This is a genomic window from Pseudomonas sp. TE3895 (assembly GCF_056278855.1).
In genome coordinates, this window is the sequence record NZ_JBWBQE010000001.1 from 620981 (window position 1) to 642766 (window position 21786).

General features: G+C 62.1%; 23 protein-coding genes. 6 read left to right on the forward strand and 17 right to left on the reverse strand.

Features of this window, described 5'->3' with window-relative positions; genetic code table 11:
* Window positions 1-125 precede the first annotated feature (125 nt).
* Window positions 126-800 carry a ribose-5-phosphate isomerase RpiA gene (rpiA, locus tag ACZ889_RS02715; RefSeq protein WP_003249004.1) on the forward strand — a complete coding sequence of 225 codons (675 nt, stop codon included), beginning with the start codon at window positions 126-128 and terminating at the stop codon, window positions 798-800.
* A 104-nt stretch (window positions 801-904) separates the two neighbouring features.
* Here rpiA and ACZ889_RS02720 read toward each other — a convergent pair whose 3' ends face one another.
* From ACZ889_RS02720 to ACZ889_RS02735, 4 genes are all read right to left on the reverse strand, one after another.
* Window positions 905-1807: an SdiA-regulated domain-containing protein gene (locus ACZ889_RS02720; protein WP_180689114.1), complete on the reverse strand. Its 903-nt coding sequence runs from the start codon at window positions 1805-1807 to the stop codon at window positions 905-907.
* Between the two features lie 90 nt (window positions 1808-1897).
* Window positions 1898-2818, reverse strand: a complete 921-nt coding sequence (locus ACZ889_RS02725; RefSeq protein ID WP_088512589.1) for an SdiA-regulated domain-containing protein — start codon at window positions 2816-2818, stop codon at window positions 1898-1900.
* 202 nt (window positions 2819-3020) lie between these two features.
* The gene (locus tag ACZ889_RS02730) at window positions 3021-3686 is read right to left on the reverse strand and encodes a fumarylacetoacetate hydrolase family protein (RefSeq protein ID WP_476257162.1); all 666 of its coding nucleotides are present in this window, start codon (window positions 3684-3686) and stop codon (window positions 3021-3023) included.
* A gap of 26 nt (window positions 3687-3712) precedes the next feature.
* On the reverse strand, window positions 3713-5110 hold the full coding sequence (locus ACZ889_RS02735; protein WP_003248997.1) for an FAD-binding oxidoreductase: 1398 nt from the start codon (window positions 5108-5110) through the stop codon (window positions 3713-3715).
* Window positions 5111-5281: 171 nt separating this feature from the next.
* Here ACZ889_RS02735 and serA point away from each other — a divergent pair, with 171 nt between their 5' ends.
* Window positions 5282-6511 (forward strand): phosphoglycerate dehydrogenase, encoded by a 1230-nt coding sequence (gene serA / locus ACZ889_RS02740; protein ID WP_003248995.1) that lies wholly within the window; start codon window positions 5282-5284, stop codon window positions 6509-6511.
* A 47-nt stretch (window positions 6512-6558) separates the two neighbouring features.
* Here the strand turns inward: serA and ACZ889_RS02745 are convergent, their stop codons facing one another.
* Window positions 6559-7035, reverse strand: coding sequence for a DUF4399 domain-containing protein (locus ACZ889_RS02745; protein ID WP_047603662.1), 477 nt, complete (start codon window positions 7033-7035; stop codon window positions 6559-6561).
* A gap of 223 nt (window positions 7036-7258) precedes the next feature.
* Here ACZ889_RS02745 and ACZ889_RS02750 point away from each other — a divergent pair, with 223 nt between their 5' ends.
* Window positions 7259-7747 carry a transporter substrate-binding domain-containing protein gene (locus ACZ889_RS02750; RefSeq protein ID WP_180689112.1) on the forward strand — a complete coding sequence of 163 codons (489 nt, stop codon included), beginning with the start codon at window positions 7259-7261 and terminating at the stop codon, window positions 7745-7747.
* A 269-nt stretch (window positions 7748-8016) separates the two neighbouring features.
* Here the strand turns inward: ACZ889_RS02750 and ACZ889_RS02755 are convergent, their stop codons facing one another.
* Together ACZ889_RS02755 and ACZ889_RS02760 are read right to left on the reverse strand one after the other, a co-directional pair.
* Window positions 8017-8520 carry a 2-thiouracil desulfurase family protein gene (locus ACZ889_RS02755; RefSeq protein WP_054888576.1) on the reverse strand — a complete coding sequence of 168 codons (504 nt, stop codon included), beginning with the start codon at window positions 8518-8520 and terminating at the stop codon, window positions 8017-8019.
* Window positions 8507-9139, reverse strand: coding sequence for a 2OG-Fe(II) oxygenase (locus tag ACZ889_RS02760; protein WP_014861370.1), 633 nt, complete (start codon window positions 9137-9139; stop codon window positions 8507-8509). Before ACZ889_RS02760 ends, ACZ889_RS02755 begins: the two co-directional genes overlap by 14 nt.
* Before the next feature lie 113 nt (window positions 9140-9252).
* Here ACZ889_RS02760 and ACZ889_RS02765 point away from each other — a divergent pair, with 113 nt between their 5' ends.
* Window positions 9253-10005: a DUF2059 domain-containing protein gene (locus ACZ889_RS02765; RefSeq protein WP_047603666.1), complete on the forward strand. Its 753-nt coding sequence runs from the start codon at window positions 9253-9255 to the stop codon at window positions 10003-10005.
* On the opposite strand, the gene bipL is transcribed toward ACZ889_RS02765, so the two are convergent.
* The gene (gene bipL, locus ACZ889_RS02770) at window positions 10006-10932 is read right to left on the reverse strand and encodes a phospholipase BipL (protein ID WP_161773850.1); all 927 of its coding nucleotides are present in this window, start codon (window positions 10930-10932) and stop codon (window positions 10006-10008) included.
* A gap of 280 nt (window positions 10933-11212) precedes the next feature.
* Here bipL and ACZ889_RS02775 point away from each other — a divergent pair, with 280 nt between their 5' ends.
* A complete protein-coding gene (locus tag ACZ889_RS02775; protein WP_180689110.1) occupies window positions 11213-11782 on the forward strand; it encodes a DUF6436 domain-containing protein in 570 nt (189 codons plus the stop codon).
* Here ACZ889_RS02775 and ACZ889_RS02780 read toward each other — a convergent pair.
* Window positions 11761-12327, reverse strand: a complete 567-nt coding sequence (locus ACZ889_RS02780; protein WP_020193688.1) for a sugar O-acetyltransferase — start codon at window positions 12325-12327, stop codon at window positions 11761-11763. The genes ACZ889_RS02775 and ACZ889_RS02780 overlap by 22 nt on opposite strands.
* Before the next feature lie 86 nt (window positions 12328-12413).
* Between ACZ889_RS02780 and ACZ889_RS02785 the strand changes: the two genes are divergently transcribed.
* A complete protein-coding gene (locus ACZ889_RS02785; RefSeq protein ID WP_476257163.1) occupies window positions 12414-14780 on the forward strand; it encodes a penicillin acylase family protein in 2367 nt (788 codons plus the stop codon).
* Window positions 14781-14914: 134 nt separating this feature from the next.
* On the opposite strand, the gene ACZ889_RS02790 is transcribed toward ACZ889_RS02785, so the two are convergent.
* From ACZ889_RS02790 to oscA, 8 genes are all read right to left on the reverse strand, one after another.
* Window positions 14915-15700, reverse strand: coding sequence for a MetQ/NlpA family ABC transporter substrate-binding protein (locus tag ACZ889_RS02790; RefSeq protein WP_003248974.1), 786 nt, complete (start codon window positions 15698-15700; stop codon window positions 14915-14917).
* A 175-nt stretch (window positions 15701-15875) separates the two neighbouring features.
* Window positions 15876-16706 carry a sigma 54-interacting transcriptional regulator gene (locus ACZ889_RS02795; protein WP_004575844.1) on the reverse strand — a complete coding sequence of 277 codons (831 nt, stop codon included), beginning with the start codon at window positions 16704-16706 and terminating at the stop codon, window positions 15876-15878.
* A gap of 64 nt (window positions 16707-16770) precedes the next feature.
* Complete coding sequence (locus tag ACZ889_RS02800; RefSeq protein ID WP_476257164.1) at window positions 16771-17352, reverse strand: alpha/beta hydrolase; 582 nt, start codon at window positions 17350-17352, stop codon at window positions 16771-16773.
* A 210-nt stretch (window positions 17353-17562) separates the two neighbouring features.
* Complete coding sequence (locus ACZ889_RS02805) at window positions 17563-18552, reverse strand: sulfate/molybdate ABC transporter ATP-binding protein (protein ID WP_003248965.1); 990 nt, start codon at window positions 18550-18552, stop codon at window positions 17563-17565.
* 3 nt (window positions 18553-18555) lie between these two features.
* Entirely contained in the window at window positions 18556-19428 is an 873-nt protein-coding gene (gene cysW / locus ACZ889_RS02810) for a sulfate ABC transporter permease subunit CysW (protein ID WP_010955698.1), read from the reverse strand.
* An 11-nt stretch (window positions 19429-19439) separates the two neighbouring features.
* The gene (cysT, locus tag ACZ889_RS02815) at window positions 19440-20258 is read right to left on the reverse strand and encodes a sulfate ABC transporter permease subunit CysT (protein ID WP_003248961.1); all 819 of its coding nucleotides are present in this window, start codon (window positions 20256-20258) and stop codon (window positions 19440-19442) included.
* Between the two features lie 185 nt (window positions 20259-20443).
* Window positions 20444-21451, reverse strand: coding sequence for a sulfate ABC transporter substrate-binding protein (locus ACZ889_RS02820; RefSeq protein ID WP_003248959.1), 1008 nt, complete (start codon window positions 21449-21451; stop codon window positions 20444-20446).
* Window positions 21452-21501: 50 nt separating this feature from the next.
* Window positions 21502-21684 carry a sulfur starvation response protein OscA gene (oscA, locus tag ACZ889_RS02825; RefSeq protein WP_003248957.1) on the reverse strand — a complete coding sequence of 61 codons (183 nt, stop codon included), beginning with the start codon at window positions 21682-21684 and terminating at the stop codon, window positions 21502-21504.
* Window positions 21685-21786: the final 102 nt, after the last annotated feature.

Sequence of the window (21786 nt, forward strand, 5' to 3'; positions counted from 1 at the left end):
CATCACTGGGCCGCGGGACGAGGGCTGGGAGTCTACCCCAGCGCTACGTCGGGCGACCACAGCAAAGCCGTGCGAGCCGTTATACTAGGCAACTTTGAAACCGCCCTGCCCCTTCCGGAGCCCGCATGACCCAGGACCAACTCAAACAGGCCGTCGCCCAGGCCGCTGTCGACTTCATTCTGCCCAAGCTGGATGAAAAGAGCGTCGTAGGCGTCGGTACCGGTTCGACCGCCAACTTCTTCATCGATGCCCTGGCTCAGCACAAGACCGCGTTCGACGGCGCAGTCGCCAGCTCCGAAGCCACTGCCCAGCGCCTGAAGGGCCATGGCATCCCGGTCTACGAACTGAACAGCGTCAGCGAGCTTGAGTTTTACGTGGACGGTGCTGACGAGAGCGACGCACACCTGCACCTGATCAAGGGCGGCGGCGCAGCCCTGACCCGCGAAAAGATCGTCGCGGCCGTGGCCAAGACCTTCATCTGCATCGCCGACGGCAGCAAGCTGGTGCCGGTACTGGGGGCCTTCCCGCTGCCGGTCGAAGTGATCCCCATGGCCCGCAGCCACGTGGCACGTCAGCTGGTGAAGCTGGGTGGCGATCCGGTGTACCGTGAAGGCGTGGTCACCGACAACGGCAACGTGATCCTGGATGTGTACAACCTGCAGATCACCAACCCGGTGGAACTGGAAGCGCAAATCAACGCCATCGTCGGCGTGGTCACCAATGGTCTGTTCGCGGCGCGGCCGGCGGATCTGCTGCTGCTGGGTACCGCTGAAGGCGTGAAGAGCCTGAAGGCCGAGTAAAACCCTTCGCGGGTAAACCCGCTCCTACAAGGTACCCCACCGGCCTGGAGCCGTGGCGATCCCTGTAGGAGCGGGTTTACCCGCGAACAGGCCCTGACAGGCGATCAGTCAGTCGGCTGCTTGAACACATAGAACAGGTTCGGCTCACTGACCAGGTAAATGGTCCCCGCGTCATCCATCGCAATCCCCTCCGCCTGCGGCACCGTCGCCTGCAACCCCTGGAAGCCCTTGCGCAACGACAAGGTACTCAGCGGCTGGCCCTGTACATCCAGCTCCAGCACCAACCGCGACTCGTCCGACAATGCCAGCAAATGCCCGCTGCGTTCATCGAACTGCAAACTCGACAAATCCCGTACAAACAACCGTGAATCGCGCTTGCGGTCCTGCACCACATGCACGGCGTAGGGCTTTTCCGGATTGTCATGCGGGAAGCCATGCACCTCATAGATCAGCATCGGGTCACGCTCTTTCGCCACGAACAGGCGCTTGCCCGCCGAATCGTAGGCCAGGCCCTCGAAGCCTTTGTTGCCATTGAGACCAATACCCAATGTCAGCTGTTCGGCATCACCGGCATCGAGAAACATCGTGTCGTCTTCCAGCCGTACGCGAATCAGCCGTTGCTGACGCTCGTCGGTGATCACATAGCTGTTAGGCCCAACGTACTCCACAGCCTCCGGGTCGCCGAAGCCAGTCAGCGGCACACGCCGCAGGATACGGCCATCCAGCGACAGCTCGATCAGCTCCGAACGGGCGTTGGTGACCGTGAAGAGGGTTTTGCGGTCGGGGTCGTAGGTCAGCGCCGAAATGTCATCATCCAGCCCTTCGATCGGCTGCGCCTCCAGCACCACCCGGTAGCGATCCAGACCAATGCTGCGCTCCATAGGCTGCCACCAGGTCTTCAGATTGAACCAGCCACGCTCGAACAGGCGAAACTCCTGCCCTGCCCAGCCAAGCAGGAGCAGACCAAGGGCAGCCAGAACAAGGAACAGGCGAACAAAACGACGCATAGGGACAGACTCGACACAGGGGTGGCGAATCTAATCATGAATGGCTGAAGCAAAGCTTAATGCAAGCGTCAGGCAATTCTGATGATGTTGTCAGTTCTTTTTGAATCGATAGAAAAGCGCCGGCTCGCTGACCATGTACAAGGTGCCCTTGTCGTCCATGGCCACCCCTTCAGCCCGCGGAATGGTGCCTTCAAGCCCGTTGAAGCCGCCCAGCAGCGTCATGAAGCTGACTTGCTGGCCCTGCTCGTCCAGCTCCAGCAGCATGTTGGAGTCGGCCGAAAGCACCAGCAGGTGGCCAGTACGCGGGTCGACACCCAGCGCAGACAGGTTGCGCAAGTCGAGCTCATCGCTAGGCAACGGCTGCTTCTCACCCTTGAGCGGGCTGCGGCCATCGGTGTTCCAGGTGTACAGCTTGGGCGGGCGCTCCTCACCAATGATCAGGCGCTGGCGCAGCGGGTCCCAGGCGATGGCCTCGAAGCCCTTGTTGCTCTTGGCCGAAGGGCCCAGGTCATGGCTCGGGAAGTCATCGTGGTTCAGCGCGGTGGTCTGCGCGTTCACCTTGACCACGGTCAGGTCATGCAGGCGCTCGTCGGTGATGGCCAGGTTGCCGTCTTCCAGCACCGCGATGCCTTCGGGGTTGTTCCAGCCGTTGAGCGGGATCTTGCGCAGTACATCGCCCTCCAGGCTCAGCTCGACCAGGATCGGGTTCTTGCCCATGACCGCGAACAGGGTACGGGTTTGCGGGTTGAAGGCAACGTCCGAGGCTTCGTCATCCTCCATGCCTGGCAACGGCTTGGCGTCGATGTCCACCTGGTAATCCGGCAGCCACACGCTTTCGCTGCGCTCGGCGGTGCTTTCGAAGCCTTCTTTTACCCACAGTGCACCGCGGTCATCCCAGTGCATGGCCACGGCCACGCCATAGCCGATCACCGCCGCCACGGCCAGGCCGAAGGGCCAGCGCAGGTAGAAACGACGCTTGGGGGTTACCGGGGCGCTGGAGGAAGACGGCATGCGGTGATCCTGGGGAAATGGGCGTAGGTACGCGCATTATCCGGATTGGGTGTGAAAAATCGGTAAACAGTGCCTGCCTCTTCGCGGACATGCCCGCTCCCAAGGTGCTGCAATCCCTGTAGGAGCGGGTTTACCCGCGAAGAAGGCGACGCGTTCCCTGTAGGAGCGGGTTTACCCGCGAAAAAGGCGACGCGGTTTCGAGTTAAAGCACCCGGCTTTCGAAGCGGCTCACACCCGGCAGTTCCAGCACCAGCTCGTCACCGACATTGAACGGCCCAACACCCGCCGGGGTACCGGTGAGGATTACATCCCCCGCTTGTAGCGAGAAATGCGCTGCCATGTACTGGATCATCGGCACGATCGGGTTCAGCATCATCGCGCTGTTACCCTCCTGGCGCACTTCGCCGTTCACGGTCAGGCGCACCGGGATGTCTGTCACGTCCTCAAAGCTGGCGGACGAGACGAACGGTGGCAGCACGCAAGCGCCGTCAAAGCACTTGGCCAGCTCCCAAGGCAGCCCCTTTTCCTTCAGTTTGGCCTGCACGTCGCGCAGGGTCAGGTCCAGCGCCGGTGCGTAACCGGAAATGGCGTCCAGCACCTCTTCCTCGCTCGGGTGGGTCGACAGCGGCTTGCCCAGCAGCACGGCAATTTCAACCTCATAGTGCACCGAGCCACGCTCGGCCGGGATCTTGAAGCCACCTTCGGCCGGCACCACGCAGCTGCCTGGCTTGATGAACAGCAGCGGCTCGGTGGGGATCGGGTTGTCCAGTTCCTTGGCATGCTCGGCATAGTTACGGCCGATGCACACCACCTTGCCCAGGGGGAAGTGAATGCGCGTGCCGTCTACGTACTGGTGCTGGTAACTCATGGCCGACTCCTTCTGGATACTGCTTTTTATTCAGGTGCGAAGATCTTACCCGGATTCATGATGCCGTTAGGGTCGAACACGGCCTTTATTGCCTTCATGCAGGCGATTTCTTCGGGGGAGCGGCTGTAGCCCAGGTAGTCACGCTTGGTCATGCCCACGCCATGCTCGGCAGAAATCGACCCGTTGTAACGCTCGACGATCTCGAACACCCACTTGTTGACCTTGGCACACGAAGCGAAGAAGTCGTCCTTGCTCATATGCTCAGGCTTGAGGATGTTCAGGTGCAGGTTGCCGTCACCAATATGGCCGTACCACACCACTTCATAGTCCGGGTAATGCGCTGAGACGATGGCGTCGATATCGCGCAGGAACGCAGGCACTTTCGAGACGGTGACGGAAATGTCGTTCTTGTACGGTGTCCAGTGCGAGATGGTTTCCGACAGGTACTCGCGCAGCTTCCACAGGTTTCTCAGCTGGCTTTCGCTCTGGCTCATCACCCCATCCAGCACCCAACCCTGCTCGACGCAGTGCTCGAAGGTAGCCAATGCTTCATTGGCAACCTCTTCAGTGCTGGCCTCGAACTCCAGCAGCGCATAGAACGGGCAATCCGTCGCGAATGGCGCAGGCACATCGCCGCGGGCGAGGATCTTGGCCAACCCCTTGTCGGAGAAGAACTCGAAAGCGGTCAGGTCCAGCTTGCCCTGGAAGGCGTGCAGCACCGGCATGATAGCGTCGAAGTCCGGTGTGCCCAGCACCATGGCGGTGAGGTTGCGCGGTGCGCGGTCCAGGCGCATGGTGGCCTCGACCACGAAGCCCAGCGTACCCTCGGCACCAATGAACAGCTGGCGCAGGTCGTAGCCGGTGGCGTTCTTGATCAGGTCTTTGTTCAGCTCCAGCAACTCGCCCTTGCCGGTGACCACTTTCAGCCCGGCCACCCAGTTGCGGGTCATACCGTAACGAATCACCTTGATCCCGCCGGCATTGGTGCCGATATTGCCGCCAATCTGGCTGGAACCGCTGGAAGCGAAGTCCACCGGGTAATAGAGACCTTGCTCTTCGGCGTAGGTTTGCAGCTGGCGGGTGACGACCCCTGGCTGGCAAACCACAGTACGGTCGAAAGCATTGAAGCCAAGGATCTGGTTCATGTAGTCGAAGGCGACGACAACCTCGCCATTGGCCGCCACGGCGCCGGCAGAAAGCCCGGTGCGCCCACCAGAGGGCACCAGCGCCACCTTGTGCGCATTGGCCCAGTGCACAATGGCTTGCACCTGTTCTATCGTTTTGGGAAAGACGATGGCGCTGGGCGCTGGCGGGTAATGCTTGGTCCAGTCCTTGCCATACGCTTCGAGGGAAACCGGGTCAGTCAGGACCTTGCCAGGGTCGACAAGGGTCATCAGTTCTTCAATAACAGCGGGGTGGGTCATCGCTGGAACTCTCGACTTATTCATGGTCACCCTGAGCACTCTTCACCTGTCGGGATAAGCTCAGATTGTGTCGCGTATGCTAGCATAGCCCTCCCGCTGTTCATGCTAAGGCTGCCCTCGCGCCTGGCATCACCCCTCGCCAATTTATCTCCGGGATACAGGTTTACGCAGATGAGCAAGACTTCTCTCGACAAGAGCAAGATCCGGTTCCTTCTTCTTGAAGGTGTGCACCAGAACGCGGTCGATACTCTCAAGGCCGCCGGCTACACCAACATCGAATACCTCACTGGTTCGTTGCCGGAAGCCGAGCTGAAGGAAAAGATCGCTGATGCCCACTTCATCGGCATCCGTTCGCGTACCCAGCTCACTGAAGAGATCTTCGACTGCGCCAAGAAACTGGTCGCTGTTGGCTGCTTCTGCATCGGTACCAACCAGGTTGACCTGGAAGCTGCCCGCGCGCGCGGTATCGCCGTGTTCAACGCACCGTACTCCAACACCCGTTCGGTGGCCGAGCTGGTGCTGGCCGAAGCCATCCTGCTGCTGCGCGGCATCCCTGAGAAGAACGCCTCCTGCCACCGTGGTGGCTGGATCAAGAGCGCGGCCAACTCGTTCGAAATCCGCGGCAAGAAACTGGGCATCGTCGGCTACGGCTCGATTGGTACCCAGCTTTCGGTACTGGCTGAGAACATGGGCATGCAGGTGTACTTCTTCGACCCGCTGACCAAGCTGCCACTGGGCAACGCCGTGCAGGTCACCAGCCTGAACGAGCTGCTGGGCCTGGCTGACATCGTCTCGCTGCACGTGCCTGAGCTGCCCTCCACCCAGTGGATGATCGGCGAGAAGGAAATCCGCTCGATGAAGAAGGGCGCGATCCTGATCAACGCCGCCCGTGGCACCGTGGTCGAACTAGACCACCTGGCCGCTGCCATCAAGGACAAGCACCTGATCGGCGCCGCCATCGACGTGTTCCCGGTCGAGCCACGCTCCAACGACGAAGAGTTCGAGAGCCCGCTGCGCGGCCTCGACAACGTGATCCTGACCCCGCACATCGGTGGTTCCACCGCCGAAGCCCAGGCCAACATCGGCCTGGAAGTGGCCGAGAAACTGGTCAAGTACAGCGACAACGGTACTTCGGTGTCCTCGGTCAACTTCCCAGAAGTGGCCCTGCCGGCTCACCCAGGCAAGCACCGTCTGCTGCACATCCACGAAAACATCCCGGGCGTGCTCAGCGAGATCAACAAGGTCTTCGCCGAGAACGGTATCAACATCTCCGGTCAGTTCCTGCAGACCAACGAGAAAGTCGGTTACGTGGTAATCGACGTTGACGCCGAGTACTCGGACCTGGCGCAGGAAAAACTGCAACAGGTCAAAGGCACCATCCGTTCGCGCGTCCTGTTCTAAGGTCGCTGGCGGTATGAAAAAGGGAGGCCCTGGTGGCCTCCCTTTTTTTATTTCACTTCAACCGTGATCTTCGTCGACTCGACGCTAGGCTTGAACGGCACATGATACTGGTCACCCAGAATCAGTTGCAGGGTGTGCTTGCCCGGGGTCAGGGTAATGCTGGTTTCGGTCTGTGCCTTGCCGAAGTGCAGCACTTGCGGCCCCTTCGGCAGTGCGACGCCGGCCTCTGGCATCAGGCTGGTCGGCAGCGGCATGTCAGCCACCGGCTCTTTGTCGACATCCACCAGCAGATGGTGGTGCCCGGTGTGCGGGGTTTGGTCACCCGCAGGTTTGAGGCCCATACCCTCGATACCGAACTTGACGGTGAAGGTCTTGTCGACCGTGGCACCATCGGCGGGGGAAACGATGAAGACCTTCGCCTCCTTGGGCGGCTCCTGGCTCTTCAGGGCGTCTGCGGCACTGGCGAACACCGACGCTCCCATCAGCAGACCGGCAACGGCAGCACGCGAAAATAGGCTGTTCATTCACTTCTCCTGTGGTTCACTTATTGACCGCAGCCTGTCATCCAAACGCGGCGGTAGTTCACCTTAGTTGAAATAACCGCCAAGGTGTTCACATTGCCTGGCAGAAATATTTCAGTCAGGGTTAAACAATGCCGAGGCTTGAAGGTCATAGGCTGCGCTCGATTACGGCGAGGAAGAAAGCCGTGGCGATCGATTTCAAACTGCTAAAAGAAAAGGGGCATACATGCGTTCGACCATAGGGGTACTGCTGGCAGTACTGATCAGTCCATTGGCTCAGGCAGAGCTGATCGACGAAATCGCCGACCGGGGCGAACTGCGCATTGCCGTACAGGCCGAGAACTCGCCATACGCCTTCAAACAAGACGACCACCTGACAGGTTTCGACATCGAATTTGGCCAGGCCCTGGCCAAGGAACTGGATTTGCGCGCCGAGTTCGTCGAAGCCCCGTCTGCCGAAGTGCTGGCGGGTGTCGAGAGTGGCAAGTACGACATCGCATTCACCCCGTCGAGTGAATCGCTTACAGGCGACGGCCCGCTCGATGTGAGCCTGCCGATTGGCGAGAAGAAGCTGGTGATCCCGTTCCAGAAGGACAACCCGGCTTTTGAAAGTGCCGTAAACAACGCGTTGCAACGTTTGAAAGACAGTGGCCGGACTGCCGAACTTGAGCAGAAGTGGTTCAAGGGTGTGCAGGAGACTGCAGACGGGCAGTGAGGTCTTGTTTGCAACCTGTGCTGGCCTCTTCGCGGGTAAACCCGCTCCTACAACGGCCTGGGTCCAACCCTCGATGTTTGTCCACCACCAATGTGTGTAATCGATGGACTCGCCCCCGCCGAGGCATCACAGTGCCACGGTGAACGGCAGGGGGAGGTTGGCCAGCAGGGCCGGCCTCTTCGCGGGTAAACCCGCTCCTACGGCGGCCTGGGTCCAACCCTCGATGTGTGTCCACCAGCGAGTTTACCCGCGAAAGGGCCGGCACAGGTTCAAGCAGATATATCAGCCAAAGCCCGCTGCGCCTGGTCCAGTTCCAGCTCGCTGAACACCTGCACCCCCGCCCGCCGCAACAGCGCCGTGGTTACCCCTTCCCCCGCCACTTTCACACCCCTGAAGGTGCCATCATAGGTCAACCGGTTGCCACACGAAGGGCTGCCAGACTTCAGCACCGCTACACGAATGCCATGCCGCCGTACCAGCTCCAGCGCCAACCGCGCACCCGCCAGAAACGCGGCACTGACATCTTCACCCGTCACCGTCAGCACCTGCGTGTCGCCATCGAGCACTGCGCTGCCCTGCCCTCCCGGGATCTCCGCTGGTGGCCGCGGTGTCGGCAAGCCGCCGGCTACCTCCGGGCACAACGGCACTACGCGCCCTTCGGCCTGCCACTGCTGCAACAAATCAGGATGACCGCTTGCCCGGCCGTCATAGCGTACTGGCTGCCCCAACAGGCAGGCGCTCACCAGCACCTTGGGCCTCTCAGAACGGGTCATTGCCACGCCGCCTGAACCAGCCGGTCAACGACAACCGCTCACGCCCGGCCGGCAGGACTTCGTGAGGCACTTCGCCCGACAGGAATACCACCAGGCAACCGGCCACTGGCTCGACATCGTGCTCGACACCGTCGGCCAGGAACATACGCAACTGGCCACCGTCATGCGATTGCCAACCTTCATTGAGGTAAAGCACCGCCGAGACCATGCGACGGTCATCGTCGCGGAAGCGGTCCAGGTGCCGGCGATAGAACGCCCCCGGTGGGTACAGGGCAAAGTGGCACTCAAAGTCTTCCAGGCCCAGGAAAAGGCCTTGGTTGATTGCCAGGCGCAGCTGATCCATGGCCGCCAGGTACTGGTCGCAGGCCTCGGCCTGCCCCGGGTCGATCCACTGGATCTGGTCACCGCGAATGGCTTCGCGCACCTCCTGGGTAGCACCCCGCCCAACCCCTGCGGGGTTCAGTTCGCCTTCGGCATCACGCCGCCGGCACTCGGCTGCCAGCGCGCGTACCAGGTCGGCAGGCAGAAAGTGCGCCTGCTGGGACCAGCCATGGGTGGCCAGATCGTCGACGACGGCCGCAAGCATCGGGTGTTCAGGGGATATGTGCATGGCGCGCATCATATCCATTCGCCCTGTCGCCGCACAGCGCCACTTGGCCGAGAAACACGCGGGTATCTCGACAAACCGGCGCCGGGCCAAGGACAATAGCCACCTGCCGACAGGAGTCCTGAATGCGCCGTCTGTTTTCCCTGATTCTGCTGATGATCTGCACCATGCCTGTCTGGGCAGACAACCTGGATCAACTGTACAAGGCCGCCGGCTGGCCCGACCAGCGCGCCCACTTCAACGATGCCCTGACCGCTGCCCAGGAGCGCTACCGCAACAGTTTGCCACCCGCCGTCTACCAGGCGCTGGTCAACAACAGCAACCAGCGCTTCCAGGCCCAGGCGGTGGACCGTCGCGCCCAGGCAAAGCTGCGCGCCACCCTGGCCAACCCGGCACCGGCCCTGGCCTTCTTCCAGTCACCGCTAGGGCGCAAAGTGGTGGCGGCCGAGCTCAAGGCCACCCGCAAGGACGAACTGGCCAAGAACGCCAAAGGCCTGCCCAAGATCCAGGCCAGCGACGATCGCCTGCTGGTCATCGGCCACCTGGCCCAAGCCCTGCCTGCGCGTGAAGCCGGCGCCGAAGTGAGCCTTGCCATCGCCGGTGTAGCCGCCGACAGCCTCAGCTCGATGATCCCCGGCCTGTTCGGCGGCGGCCAGGCCCAGAGCCTGCTGGATGGCCAGCGCCAGCGGTTGATGGGGCAGATTGGCGAAGACCTGAACAACACCCTGCTGTACGTCTACCGCGACCTGTCCGATGCCGAGCTGGAAGCGTTCGCCACCTTTGCCGAGTCGCCCGAGGGCAAGGCTTACTACCAGGCGGCCCTGGCCGCTGTACGCGCCGGCCTGGCGGTTGGCCAAAGCACCAACGACCTGAAGTGATCAGCCCAGGCGCTGGTCGATGAAGTCGAAGTAGCGCTGGCGGATACCCGGCAACTCGTTGGCCAGGTGGTGACGGGCCTCGGGCAGCATCAGGATCTGCGGCTCGGCAAACTTGGCCTTGAGCACTTCGAGGTTGTAGGGCCAGTCCACCGTGCCATCCGCCTCCCCCTGCACGATCAATGGCCGACGCGCACTGCGCGGCGCGGCCTCGATGCGTTTGACCCAGGCGATCAGTGCGCCCACCCAGGCCGTTGGCAGGCGACGCGGTTGCAGCGGGTCGGCCTCCAGGAACGGCAGGAAGGCCGGGTCGTTGGTGTTCTCACTGAAGCGCCGTTCGATGCCATTGACGAAGTGGCGCAGCACGCAATAACTGAACTTCGACCAGCGCCAGGAACATGGCCGCACCAGCGGGGCCAGCAGGATGACCTGGCCATCGACGGGGCTGCGTGCGCCCTGGTGCAGCAGATGGTCCACGGCAATCGCCCCCCCCGTGCTCTGCCCACAAAGGTGCCACGGGTGCGGCAGTTGCAGCGTGTGCGCCTGTTCGAACAAGGCCTCCAGCACCTGCTGGTACACCGCAAAATCATTGATGCTGGCCCGCTCACCGCTGGACAGGCCGTGGCCGGGCAGGTCACAGCTGATCACGGCGAAACCCTGCTTGAGTGCCCACTCGATCACATGTCGGTAGAGGCCCATATGGTCGTAATAGCCGTGCAGCAGGAACAGCGTCGCGCTTGGCTGCTCGGGCAGCCATGCCTGCCCGACCAGGTCGAACCCCGCTGCCTGAAAGCTGCCCAGCCAGCTGTGTGCCGGCAGGTTCAGGCCATAGAAGCGCTGGTAGTCCTGCGCTTGTGCCGACAGTGGCTGGCGAGTGGTGAACGGCGCCAGGCTGGTGCGCAGGCGGTCGGGGTGAAAGGCAGGGGGCATCGGGTACATCCACATTGATGCAAGTATTGATCTGGAATCTTCAGCTCTGGCCGGCGCCATGGCAAGCTTGCTCACCTCGAACAACCAGCACCGAACTAATTGTGGGAGCGGCCTTGTGTCGCGAGCGGGCCGCAAAGCGGCCCCAGCGATCTATGCATGATGCCGAGATCCTGGGGCCGCTGCGCGGCCCTTTCGCGACGCAAGGCCGCTCCCACAGGGATCGCGCCAGCTTTTAGAAATTGAGCAAGACAGTTGCTACCACAAGGGCCACCGACTCTTCATGAATAGCCGAATCATCAAACCGCTGTGCACGGTCATCGCCTTGTTGGTCGGCGCCGTAATTCTCTGGCAGGCCTACAGCGCCTTTCAGGCTCGCTACCTGCGTCCGTTCGACAACCAGGCCACGCTGTTCGACGGCAGCCAGTTACAGTTACCTGCCGAGCTGGCCGGTGCTGGCCCGATCCGCGTCGTGCATTTCTGGGACCCGGCCTGCCCATGCAACGTTGGCAACCAACAGCACCTGGGCGACCTTATCAGCCAGTTCGCTGGCCACGACGTTACCTTCCATGTGCTGCAAAAGCCCGGCAGCCACGGCCAGCTACCGGCCTATATCGGTAGCTTGCAACCCATCACCCACCTGCCCGGCAGCGAGCACCTGCCTGCGTCCCCGGCCGTGGCCATCTGGGACCGGCAAGGCCGACTGGCTTATTTTGGCCCCTACAGCGAAGGCGCCGTGTGCAACGCCAACAACAGCTTCATCGAGCCAATCCTCAAGGCTTTGCTCGACGGCCGCCAGGTCAACGCCTCCAATACCCTGGCGGTAGGCTGCTACTGCCCTTGGTCGGGCTGACGGACCCTCGCCGGGTTACCCACCACCGTAGCGCCCGCGGGCACATCCCGGGTCACCACACTGCCGGCGCCGACGATGGCGTTATCACCGATGGTCACCCCCGGCAGGATGATCGCCGCACCGCCGATCCACACGTTGTCGCCGATGGTCACCGGCCGCCCACTCTCCAGCCCGCTGCGCCGCACTTCAGGATCGAGCGGATGGTCGGCGGTGTAGATCTGCACGTTGGGGCCGATCTGACAGTCGTCGCCGATACGCACCGGCACCACGTCGAGGATCACGCAGTTGAAGTTCATGAACGTATTACGGCCAACGCTGATGTTGTAGCCGTAGTCGCAATAGAACGGCGGGCGAATCACCGCGCCTTCGCCAACCTGGCCAAAGTGCTCCACAAGCAGCCCGTGGCGTGCGTCGTTGAGCAGTTCGACACTGTTGTTGTAGCGGTGCATCCAGTGCTTGTTGGCGATCTGCTCGGCCTGCAGTTCAGGGCAGCCAGCATGGTAGAGCTGGCCGGTGAGCATTTTGTGTTTTTCGCTGAGGGACATGGAAACTCCTTCCTGGGGCTATGCTCTGTTCGCGAATCCGCCGATGATCGGACCACATTTTTCGTTTGAATGCACAAGGAGTCTGAATGAAGCGCAGCCTGACCCTGCTGGCGGTGGTAGTCACCGTTTCCGCTGGCGCCGCCGGTTACTGGTACGTGCAGGGGAAGCTGCCGCAGCGCGAGGGCGAGGTCGCCATTACCGGCCTGCAAGCGCCGGTCAGCGTGCGCTACGACGCCCGCGGCGTGCCACACCTGCAGGCACAGAGCGAGCCGGACCTTTACCGTGCACTGGGCTACGTGCATGCCCAGGACCGGCTGTTCCAGATGGAGATTTTGCGCCGCCTGGCCCGTGGCGAACTGGCTGAGGTGCTCGGCGACAAGCTGCTGCCCACCGATACCCTGTTCCGCAGCCTGCGCATACGCGAGCAGGCCGCGCTGATGGCCAAGCGGCAGGATCCGCAGGCGCCGGCATGGCAGGCCCTGCAAGCCTACCTCGAGGGGGTCAACAGTTGGCAGGCCAGCCACCCCAAGCCCACGGAATTCGACCTGCTCGGCATCACCCCGCGCCCGTTCACCGCCGAGGACACGCTGAGCATCGCCGGCTACCTGGCCTACAGTTTTGCCGCCGCGTTCCGCACCGAGCCAGCGCTGACCTACATCCGCGACCAGCTGGGGCCTGACTACCTGAAAATATTCGACCTTGGCTGGCAACCCGAGGGCGCACTGGGCACGCCACTGGCCGCTGCCGACTGGCAAAGCCTGGAAGCACTTGCGCGCTTAAGCAATGAGGCACTGGGCGACGCCGGCATCCCGCAGTTCGAAGGCAGCAACGCCTGGGCGGTCGCGGGTAGCCGCACCCGCAGTGGCAAGCCGTTGCTGGCTGGCGACCCGCACATCAGCTTCGCCGTACCTGCGGTGTGGTACGAGGCCGAACTGTCAGCGCCCGGTTTCAATCTCTACGGCTATTTCCAGGCACTCAACCCGTTCGCTCTGCTCGGCCACAACCGTGATTTTGGCTGGAGCCTGACCATGTTCCAGAACGATGACGTCGACCTGATCGCCGAAAAGACCAACCCTGCCAACGCCGATCAGGTGATGGTCGATGGCCAGTGGCGCACACTGGAAAAGACCGAGCAGACGATTGCCGTCAAAGGCGAGCAGCCTGTCACCATCAGCCTGCGCCGCTCGCCCCATGGCCCGATCGTCAACGACGTACTGGGCAGCACCACTGGCCCCACGCCAATCGCCATGTGGTGGGCATTCCTGGAAACCGAAAACCCGATCCTCGACGGCTTCTACCAGCTCAACCGCGCCGACACCCTGGGCAAGATGCGCGAGGCCGCCGCCAAGGCTCACGCGCCGGGGCTCAACCTTGTCTGGGCCAATGCCCGTGGCGACATCGGCTGGTGGGCGGCGGCAAAGCTGCCAATCCGCCCCGACGGGGTCGACCCGGCGTTCATCCTCGACGGCACCAGCGCCCAGGCCGACAAGCTCGGTTTCTACCCCTTCAGCGTCAACCCACAGCAGGAAAACCCGGCCCGCGGCTATATCGTCTCGGCCAACTACCAGCCACCGGCGGCGGTGCCGATACCGGGTTACTACAACCTGCCCGACCGTGGCCGCCAGCTCGATCGCCACCTGACCAACCCAGAGGTGAAATGGGACACCCAAAACAGCCAGGCACTGCAGTTGGACACCGCCAGTGACTATGGCCCGCGCACGCTTGCCCCGCTTCTGGCAACCCTGCGGGCGGTGGCAGAAGGTGATGAAGAGCAAGAGCTGGTCGAGCAACTGGCGGCTTGGGCTGGGGACTACCCGCTCGACTCGACCAGCGCCACGCTGTTCAACCAATTCCTTTATGAACTGGCATTCGCGGCCCTGCATGACGAGCTGGGCGATACCTGGTTCCCGGTGCTGATCAGCACCCGCGCCATCGACGCCGCCCTGCCACGCCTGGCAGCGCAAGCCGATTCACCCTGGTGGAACACCCGTGGTGGCAGCCAGCGAACGGACCGTACCACCGTCGTGCGCACAGCGTGGCAAAGCAGCTTGAAGCACCTGCGCGACACCCTGGGCAGTGATCCGGCCAGCTGGCAATGGGGCAAGGCCCATACCCTGACCCACAACCATCCGCTTGGGGTGAAAAAGCCGCTGAACCTGCTGTTCAACGTTGGGCCGTTCGCCGCACCTGGTACCCACGAAGTGCCTAACAACCTTTCGGCGAAGATCAGCGCTGCGCCATGGCCGGTAACCTATGGGCCGTCGACGCGGCGACTGATCGACTTTGCCGATGCCGGACAGGCCCTGACCATCAACCCGGTCGGGCAGAGTGGCGTGCCGTTTGACCGGCATTACGCGGACCAGGCTGAGGGGTATGTGCAGGGGCAGTATCAGCGGGCGCAGATGGGGGTAATCCCGGCGCAGACTACCTTACGGCTGGTACCCCCAAGGTAAGGGGCTGCTTTGCAGCCCGTTCGCAGCACAAGGCTGTCTCTACAGATGCTGCGTGTGCCTGCCCGTGCAGGGCAAAAAAAAACGCCGACACTATAAGGTGTCGGCGTTGGCGCATACCGGGGTTGCAAGCGAAATCAGAACGCCGGCAGTACGGCACCTTGGTACTTCTTGGCAATGAATGCCTTCACTTCAGGGCTGGTCAGGGCCTTGGCCAGTTTCTGGATGGCTTCGCTGTCCTTGTTGTCCGGGCGGGCAACCAGGAAGTTCACGTACGGCGAGTCGGCACCTTCGATCACCAGCGCGTCCTTGGCCGGGTTCAGGCCGGCTTCCAGGGCGTAGTTGGTGTTAATCATGTCCAGGTCGACCTGGTCCAGCACACGCGGCAGCATGGCCGATTCAAGCTCGCGGAACTTCAGCTTCTTCGGGTTCTCGGCAATGTCCTTTGGCGTGGCCAGGGCGTTTTTCGGGTCTTTCAGGGTGATCAGGCCAGCCTTCTGCAGCAGAATCAGGGCGCGGCCGCTGTTGCTGCCTTCGTTAGGGATGGCAACGGTGGCGCCCTCCTTCAGCTCGGACAGGTTCTTGATCTTCTTCGAGTAACCACCGAACGGCTCGACGTGCACACCGATCACGGTTTCCAGGTGGGTGCCCTTGCCTTCGTTGAAGCTCTTCAAGTACGGCAGGGTCTGGAAGTAGTTGGCGTCCAGGCGCTTCTGGTCCACCTGCACGTTCGGCTGTACGTAATCGGTGAAGACCTTGATCTGAAGGTCCACGCCTTCTTTTGCCAGGGTCGGCTTGATCAGTTCGAGAATTTCGGCGTGCGGTACCGGGGTAGCGGCAACCACCAGTTTCTCGGCAGCAGCGGCCAGGCCGGAGAACGACAGGGCAGCAGCCAGGGCAGTGGTCAGCAGGGTCTTCTTCATGGTGGTCCTTGTTCTGAATCTGGGCCATCGACGATGGCAAATCGGGTGCCCAACCGGTTCACCAGTGGGCTTGAGGCGGACGATACCCAAATTTTTTATTCCGCAACAATATCTTTTACTTAGCTGCTTATTCCAAGAACACAATACCATCAGCCTCTTTACCCATGAGCGATGTCTAACGCGCGGGGTCAGGCAGTTCGAGGTCTTCTGGCAGGATCTCTTCGCCGTCATTGACCAGCAAGGCAAAGTGGATGACGTTCTCCAGTTCGCGGGTATTGCCCGGCCAGAAATGCGCCTCCAGCACCCGCTGCGCCGCCTCGCTCACCAAGGGCACAGGCCGTTGCAGGCGCACGCTGTAGATGCCCACGAAGTACTCGGCCAGCGGCAGGATATCGCCCGGCCGCTCGCGCAGCGGCGGCAGTTCCAGCGCGCCCTCGCGCAGATACTGGTACAGGCGCTCGTTGAAGCGCCCTGCACGTACTACACGGGCCAGGTCGATGCTGGTGGCGGCTACCAGACGCACATCCACCGGCTGTGGCTGCTGCGCGCCCACCCGAGTGACCTCGCGGTTTTCCAGGGCCGCCAGCAGCTTGCCCTGGATGGCCAACGGCAAGTCGGCAATCTCATCCAGGTACAAGGTGCCGCCGCTGGCCGAACCGAACCAGCCGGCGCGGCTGCTGGCCGTACCGCCATGGGTGCCCGCGCTATAGCCAAACAGCTCGGCATCGGCGTAGGTGGGGCTGATGGCCGCGCAGTTGACCGACACGAACAGCCCTCCACGGTCGCTGGTACGGTGGATCTGCCGAGCCAGCAGCTCCTTGCCGGTGCCGGTCTCGCCTCGGATCAGCACCGGCAAAGGTTGTGGCGCCAGGCGCTCAAGGTCCTCGCGCAGCTGCTGCGAGCGCGGGTCGATGAACACCAGCGCCTTGGCACGAATGCTCAGCGGGCTCTTGTCCAGCTCGGGGAAGGTCAGCAGCGGCTGGCCGAACGGGTTTTGAAACGTCATGACGAACTCCCGCCCCAGGCCCGTAATGGCCAGGCGTCAGGCAAAGGGTGAACAGTAAGGGCGATCAGGCGCGGCGCAGTGCACGCTGCTCGATCCGGCTCTGCAAGCGATACAGGTAGGCGAAGCCTTGTTCCCAGCGCTCATGACCGGACTTGACGTTGATGTGCCCGGCATTGCTCAGCAAACCCGCTTCGGCGCCCCATGCCTGGGCCAGGTACAGCGCCCGTGGCACGTTCACGGCCGGGTCGTTGTCCGAGCTGACGACCTGGCTAGGGAACGGCAGCACCTCGGTAGGGATCGGCGCAAAGTTGCGCAGCACGGGTGCACAAGTGGGCCGTTCGACATCTGCCGGCGCCACCAGCAGTGCACCACGCACCTGCCGCAGCAAGGCTGGGCTTGCCTGCGATGCCCAATGGGCGACAGTGATGCAACCAAGGCTGTGGGCAATCAGGATCACCGGCGAGCGCTCGGCGGCAATCGCCTGCTCCAGCGCGTGCACCCAGTCCTGCCGCTGCGGGGTGAGCCAGTCTTGCTGTTCAACCCGAGCACTGTTGGGCAGGGTGCGCTGCCAGTGACTCTGCCAATGGTTGTCTGGCGATCCTTGCCAACCCGGCACAATCAGGTAGCGAATCGACTCATTGCGCATGGGGACGCCTCCAGTAAGTTTGCGTGCTTGGAGACAAGTATAGGGAGGGCGAAATATTCGTAAAGGAATAAGAAGATATTTATTAATACCCATAGGGAATAACAAGTGTGCTACCGCCACTCGCTTGTAAAAGGCTGTAAAGCTGCCCTGTCAAACGTTCAGGCAAGAAAAACCCGGGACCATGCCCGGGCTCTCTTTTCCTTGTGCGACTCAGATATCCGCCACCTTCTGCCAAACCTTCGGCCGGAAGAACAACGTCTCTCCCCGCGCCAACCCGGTCAGGCTGTCATGGTCTTTCACCACCTCGGCCTCGATCAGCTCGCTCTGCCCTTCCACCTTCAAGGTCACCCGCGTGGTCGCGCCCAACGGCCGAATGTCGCGCACCTCGGCCGCATGGTGCCCTTCGGTCTCATGCCGCGACAGCGACACCTCGTGCGGGCGAAACAGCACGTGATGCCCTTCGCTCAAGGCCAGGCGGTTGGAGTCACCGAGGAAGTGATAGACGAAATCGTTGGCCGGCTGATCGTACACCTCACCCGGCGAGCCGATCTGCTCGATCACGCCCTTGTTCATGACCACGATGCGGTCGGCTACTTCCATGGCTTCTTCCTGGTCGTGGGTAACGAACACCGACGTCAGGTTGATATCCTCGTGCAGCCGCGCCAGCCAGCGCCGCAGCTCTTTTCGCACCTTGGCATCCAGCGCACCGAACGGCTCGTCCAGCAGCAGCACCTTCGGCTCCACCGCCAGGGCACGGGCCAGGGCGATACGCTGACGCTGGCCACCGGAAAGCTGCTCGGGGTAGCGGTCGGACAGCCAGTCCAGTTGCACCATGTTCAGCAGCTCATGCACCTTCTCGGCAATCTTGCTCTCGCTCGGGCGCTCGCCCTTGGGCTTCATGCGCAGGCCGAAGGCAACGTTGTCGAATACGCTCATGTGGCGGAACAGCGCGTAGTGCTGGAACACGAACCCGACGTTACGGTCACGCACGTCATGGCCGGAAACGTCCTCGCCATGGAACACGATATTGCCCTGGTCCGGGGTTTCCAGGCCGGCAATGATGCGCAGCAGGGTGGTCTTGCCGCAGCCGGACGGGCCGAGCAAAGCCACCAGCTCGCCGCTGTTGATGTCCAGGTTGATAGCGTTCAGGGCCTGGAAGCTGTTGAAGCGCTTGCTGACGTTACGAACTTCGATCGACATGAATCATTCCTCCGCGGCGCTGTGGCGCAGGCGGTTAATACGGTTCTCGCTCCACTGCTTGAGCAGCAGGATGAAGAGCGCCAGGATCAGCAACAGGCTGGCCACGCTGAAGGCCGCGACGTGGTTGTACTCGTTGTAGAGGATCTCCACATGCAGCGGCAAGGTGTTGGTCACGCCACGGATGTGGCCCGACACCACCGACACCGCGCCGAACTCGCCCATGGCCCGCGCGGTACACAGCACCACGCCGTAAATCAGGCCCCATTTGATGTTCGGCAGGGTCACGTGCCAGAACATCTGCCAGCCGTTGGCACCGAGCAGCCGTGCAGCCTCCTCCTCTTGCGTGCCTTGCTCCTGCATCAGCGGGATCAGCTCACGGGCCACGAACGGTACGGTAACGAAAATGGTCGCCAGGACAATGCCCGGCAGGGCGAACACGATCTGGATATCGTGGTCCTGCAGCCACGGCCCGAGCAGGCCTTGCGCGCCGAACATCAGCACGTAGACCAGGCCGGCGATCACGGGCGACACCGAGAACGGCAGGTCGATCAGGGTGACCAGAATGCTCTTGCCACGGAAGGTGTACTTGCTGACGCACCAGGCGGCGCTTACGCCAAATACCAGGTTCAGCGGCACCGAGATAACCACGGCGAGCAGGGTCAGCTTCAGCGCCGACAACGCATCGGGTTCGAAGATCGCCTCGAAGAAGGTGCCAAAACCGTTCTTCAGCGCCTGCGATACCACGATCACCAGCGGCAGCAGCAGGAACAGGGCGAACACCAGCCAGCCAAGGCCGATCAGGATACGCCGTGACGTGGCGCTGCCACGGCGGGCGGCGTTGGCTGCGGCACTTGCACTCAGGGATGAACTGGACATGCCGGCCTCCTTCAAGGGGTTTCGATGCGGCGCTGCAGCAGGTTGATCAGCAGCAGCAGGATGAAGGAAACCACCAGCATCAACACGCCGATGGCGGTCGCGCCGGTGTAGTCGTACTGGTCGAGCTTGACCATGATCAGCAGCGGCAGGATCTCGGTCTTCATCGGCATGTTGCCAGCAATGAAGATCACCGAACCATATTCGCCCACGCCACGGGCGAAGGCCAGGGCAAAGCCGGTGAGCCATGCCGGCAACAGGGCCGGCGCCAGGATGTGGCGGAACACCTGCAGTGGCTTGGCCCCCAGGCAGGCTGCGGCCTCTTCCACTTCACGTGGGATGTCGGCCAGTACCGGCTGCACCGTACGCACCACGAACGGCAGGGTCACGAAGGTCAGTGCCAGGGTGATGCCCAGCGGGGTGTAGGCGATCTTGAAGCCCAGGTCGGTAGCGAACTGGCCGACCCAGCCCTGCGGCGCGTACAGGGCAGTCAGGGCGATACCGGCAACTGCGGTGGGCAAGGCGAACGGCAGGTCGATCATCGCATCGATGATCTTGCGCCCGGGGAAGGTGTAACGCACCAGCACCCAGGCCAGCAGGGTACCGATCACACCGTTGATGATGGCGGCGAACAGGGCGGTGCCGAAGCTCAGCTTGAGCGCAGCGATCACCCGCGGCGCACTGATGATGGTCCAGAACTGCTCGAAGGTCAGCTGCGAGGCATGGATGAACATGGCCGCCAGCGGTATCAGCACGATCAGGCTGAGGTACACCAAGGTGTAGCCCAGCGTCAGCCCGAAGCCGGGTATGACGGGGGAGATACGACGCGACATAAATATCCCTGGTTGAACGCACTAAGCCCGGAAACAATCCCGGGCCGGTGCAAGCTTTTGAATCCTGGGGCTGCTTGGCAGCCCATTCGCGACACAAGGCCGCTCCCACAGGGGATCATGGTTCCTTGTGGGAGCGGCCTTGTGCCGCGAATGGCCCGCAACGCGGCCCCGCTTTCCTTTGGCCCTTACTGTGCCTGATAGATCTGGTCGAACACACCGCCATCATTGAAGAATTTCGGTTGTGCAGTCTTCCACCCACCAAAGTCCTTGTCGATGGTCACCAGGTCCAGTTTCGGGAACTGCTTGCCGAACTCCGCAGCGACTTTCTCGTCACGCGGGCGGTAGAAGTTCTCGGCGGCAATCTTCTGCCCGGCCGGGCTGTACAGGTGCTTGAGGTATTCGGTGGCAATCTCGGTATTGCCCTTCTTCTCGGCGTTCTTGTCGACCACGGCCACTGGCGGCTCGGCCAGGATCGACAGCGACGGCACGACGATGTCGAACTTGTCGGCACCCCCGTCTTCCTTCAGGGCCAGGAAGGCCTCGTTTTCCCAGGCCAGCAACACGTCGCCCTGGCCATTGTTGACGAAGGTGATGGTCGAACCACGGGCGCCGGTATCCAACACCGGTACATGCTTGAACAGCTCCTGCACATAGGCCTTGGCCTTCTCTTCGCTACCGCCGGCCTTCAGGCCGTACGCCCACGCTGCGAGGAAGTTCCAGCGCGCACCGCCGGAGGTTTTCGGGTTCGGGGTGATGACCGACACGTCCTTCTTGATCAGGTCGCCCCAGTCCTTGATGCCTTTCGGGTTGCCCTTGCGCACCAGGAACACGATGGTCGAGGTGTACGGGGTGCTGGCGTCAGGCAGGCGGGTCTGCCAGTTCTCGGGCAGTGTCTTGCCAAGCTTGGCCACTTCGTCGATGTCACCGGCCAGGGCCAGGGTCACCACGTCAGCGCGCAGGCCGTCGATCACCGCACGGGCCTGCTTGCCCGACCCCCCATGGGATTGCTGGATTTTCACCTTGTCACCCGGATGGGCCTGTTGCCAGTGTTTGATGAACTCAGCGTTGTACTGCTGGTACAGCTCACGGGTCGGGTCGTAGGACACGTTGAGCAGTTCGTAGTCCTTGGCGATGGCGGAACCGGCAAAAACAGCACTGGCCAGAGCGGCGAGCGCATAACGGCGGATGGACATGGTGAAGCTCCCGATTGGCATTTTTCTAGTTTTGGATGTTGTGGCGCCGATCAGCCGGGCTTGTTGCCGGGCTGTTGCAGGCGGAACTTCTCCTTGCGCTCGATCTGTACGACCTGAGCGTTGTGCACGGTGATCTCCACCGCACCGAAACGCAGGTCGCGCAAGGCGCTCTGGATTTCACGCAAGATGGTGGCTTCGTCCTGACCGTCGATGCTACGCAGAGATGCACTCATGCTCGTTCTCCTTGGAGTGAGGGCGCCGGGCAGAGGTTTGAAGGGGATTTGCGCCTGGCTTGAGGGCAATAGTAGTGAGGCGGGATTATTCTTAAAAATACT

Bases quoted from the DNA above. Each gene is read 5' to 3' on its own strand.
- rpiA (WP_003249004.1), top strand. From the start codon at position 126: ATGACCCAGGACCAACTCAAACAGGCCGTCGCCCAGGCCGCTGTCGAC.
- ACZ889_RS02720 (WP_180689114.1), bottom strand. From the start codon at position 1,807: ATGCGTCGTTTTGTTCGCCTGTTCCTTGTTCTGGCTGCCCTTGGTCTG.
- ACZ889_RS02725 (WP_088512589.1), bottom strand. From the start codon at position 2,818: ATGCCGTCTTCCTCCAGCGCCCCGGTAACCCCCAAGCGTCGTTTCTAC.
- ACZ889_RS02730 (WP_476257162.1), bottom strand. From the start codon at position 3,686: ATGAGTTACCAGCACCAGTACGTAGACGGCACGCGCATTCACTTCCCC.
- ACZ889_RS02735 (WP_003248997.1), bottom strand. From the start codon at position 5,110: ATGACCCACCCCGCTGTTATTGAAGAACTGATGACCCTTGTCGACCCT.
- serA (WP_003248995.1), top strand. From the start codon at position 5,282: ATGAGCAAGACTTCTCTCGACAAGAGCAAGATCCGGTTCCTTCTTCTT.
- ACZ889_RS02745 (WP_047603662.1), bottom strand. From the start codon at position 7,035: ATGAACAGCCTATTTTCGCGTGCTGCCGTTGCCGGTCTGCTGATGGGA.
- ACZ889_RS02750 (WP_180689112.1), top strand. From the start codon at position 7,259: ATGCGTTCGACCATAGGGGTACTGCTGGCAGTACTGATCAGTCCATTG.
- ACZ889_RS02755 (WP_054888576.1), bottom strand. From the start codon at position 8,520: ATGACCCGTTCTGAGAGGCCCAAGGTGCTGGTGAGCGCCTGCCTGTTG.
- ACZ889_RS02760 (WP_014861370.1), bottom strand. From the start codon at position 9,139: ATGCGCGCCATGCACATATCCCCTGAACACCCGATGCTTGCGGCCGTC.
- ACZ889_RS02765 (WP_047603666.1), top strand. From the start codon at position 9,253: ATGCGCCGTCTGTTTTCCCTGATTCTGCTGATGATCTGCACCATGCCT.
- bipL (WP_161773850.1), bottom strand. From the start codon at position 10,932: ATGCCCCCTGCCTTTCACCCCGACCGCCTGCGCACCAGCCTGGCGCCG.
- ACZ889_RS02775 (WP_180689110.1), top strand. From the start codon at position 11,213: ATGAATAGCCGAATCATCAAACCGCTGTGCACGGTCATCGCCTTGTTG.
- ACZ889_RS02780 (WP_020193688.1), bottom strand. From the start codon at position 12,327: ATGTCCCTCAGCGAAAAACACAAAATGCTCACCGGCCAGCTCTACCAT.
- ACZ889_RS02785 (WP_476257163.1), top strand. From the start codon at position 12,414: ATGAAGCGCAGCCTGACCCTGCTGGCGGTGGTAGTCACCGTTTCCGCT.
- ACZ889_RS02790 (WP_003248974.1), bottom strand. From the start codon at position 15,700: ATGAAGAAGACCCTGCTGACCACTGCCCTGGCTGCTGCCCTGTCGTTC.
- ACZ889_RS02795 (WP_004575844.1), bottom strand. From the start codon at position 16,706: ATGACGTTTCAAAACCCGTTCGGCCAGCCGCTGCTGACCTTCCCCGAG.
- ACZ889_RS02800 (WP_476257164.1), bottom strand. From the start codon at position 17,352: ATGCGCAATGAGTCGATTCGCTACCTGATTGTGCCGGGTTGGCAAGGA.
- ACZ889_RS02805 (WP_003248965.1), bottom strand. From the start codon at position 18,552: ATGTCGATCGAAGTTCGTAACGTCAGCAAGCGCTTCAACAGCTTCCAG.
- cysW (WP_010955698.1), bottom strand. From the start codon at position 19,428: ATGTCCAGTTCATCCCTGAGTGCAAGTGCCGCAGCCAACGCCGCCCGC.
- cysT (WP_003248961.1), bottom strand. From the start codon at position 20,258: ATGTCGCGTCGTATCTCCCCCGTCATACCCGGCTTCGGGCTGACGCTG.
- ACZ889_RS02820 (WP_003248959.1), bottom strand. From the start codon at position 21,451: ATGTCCATCCGCCGTTATGCGCTCGCCGCTCTGGCCAGTGCTGTTTTT.
- oscA (WP_003248957.1), bottom strand. From the start codon at position 21,684: ATGAGTGCATCTCTGCGTAGCATCGACGGTCAGGACGAAGCCACCATC.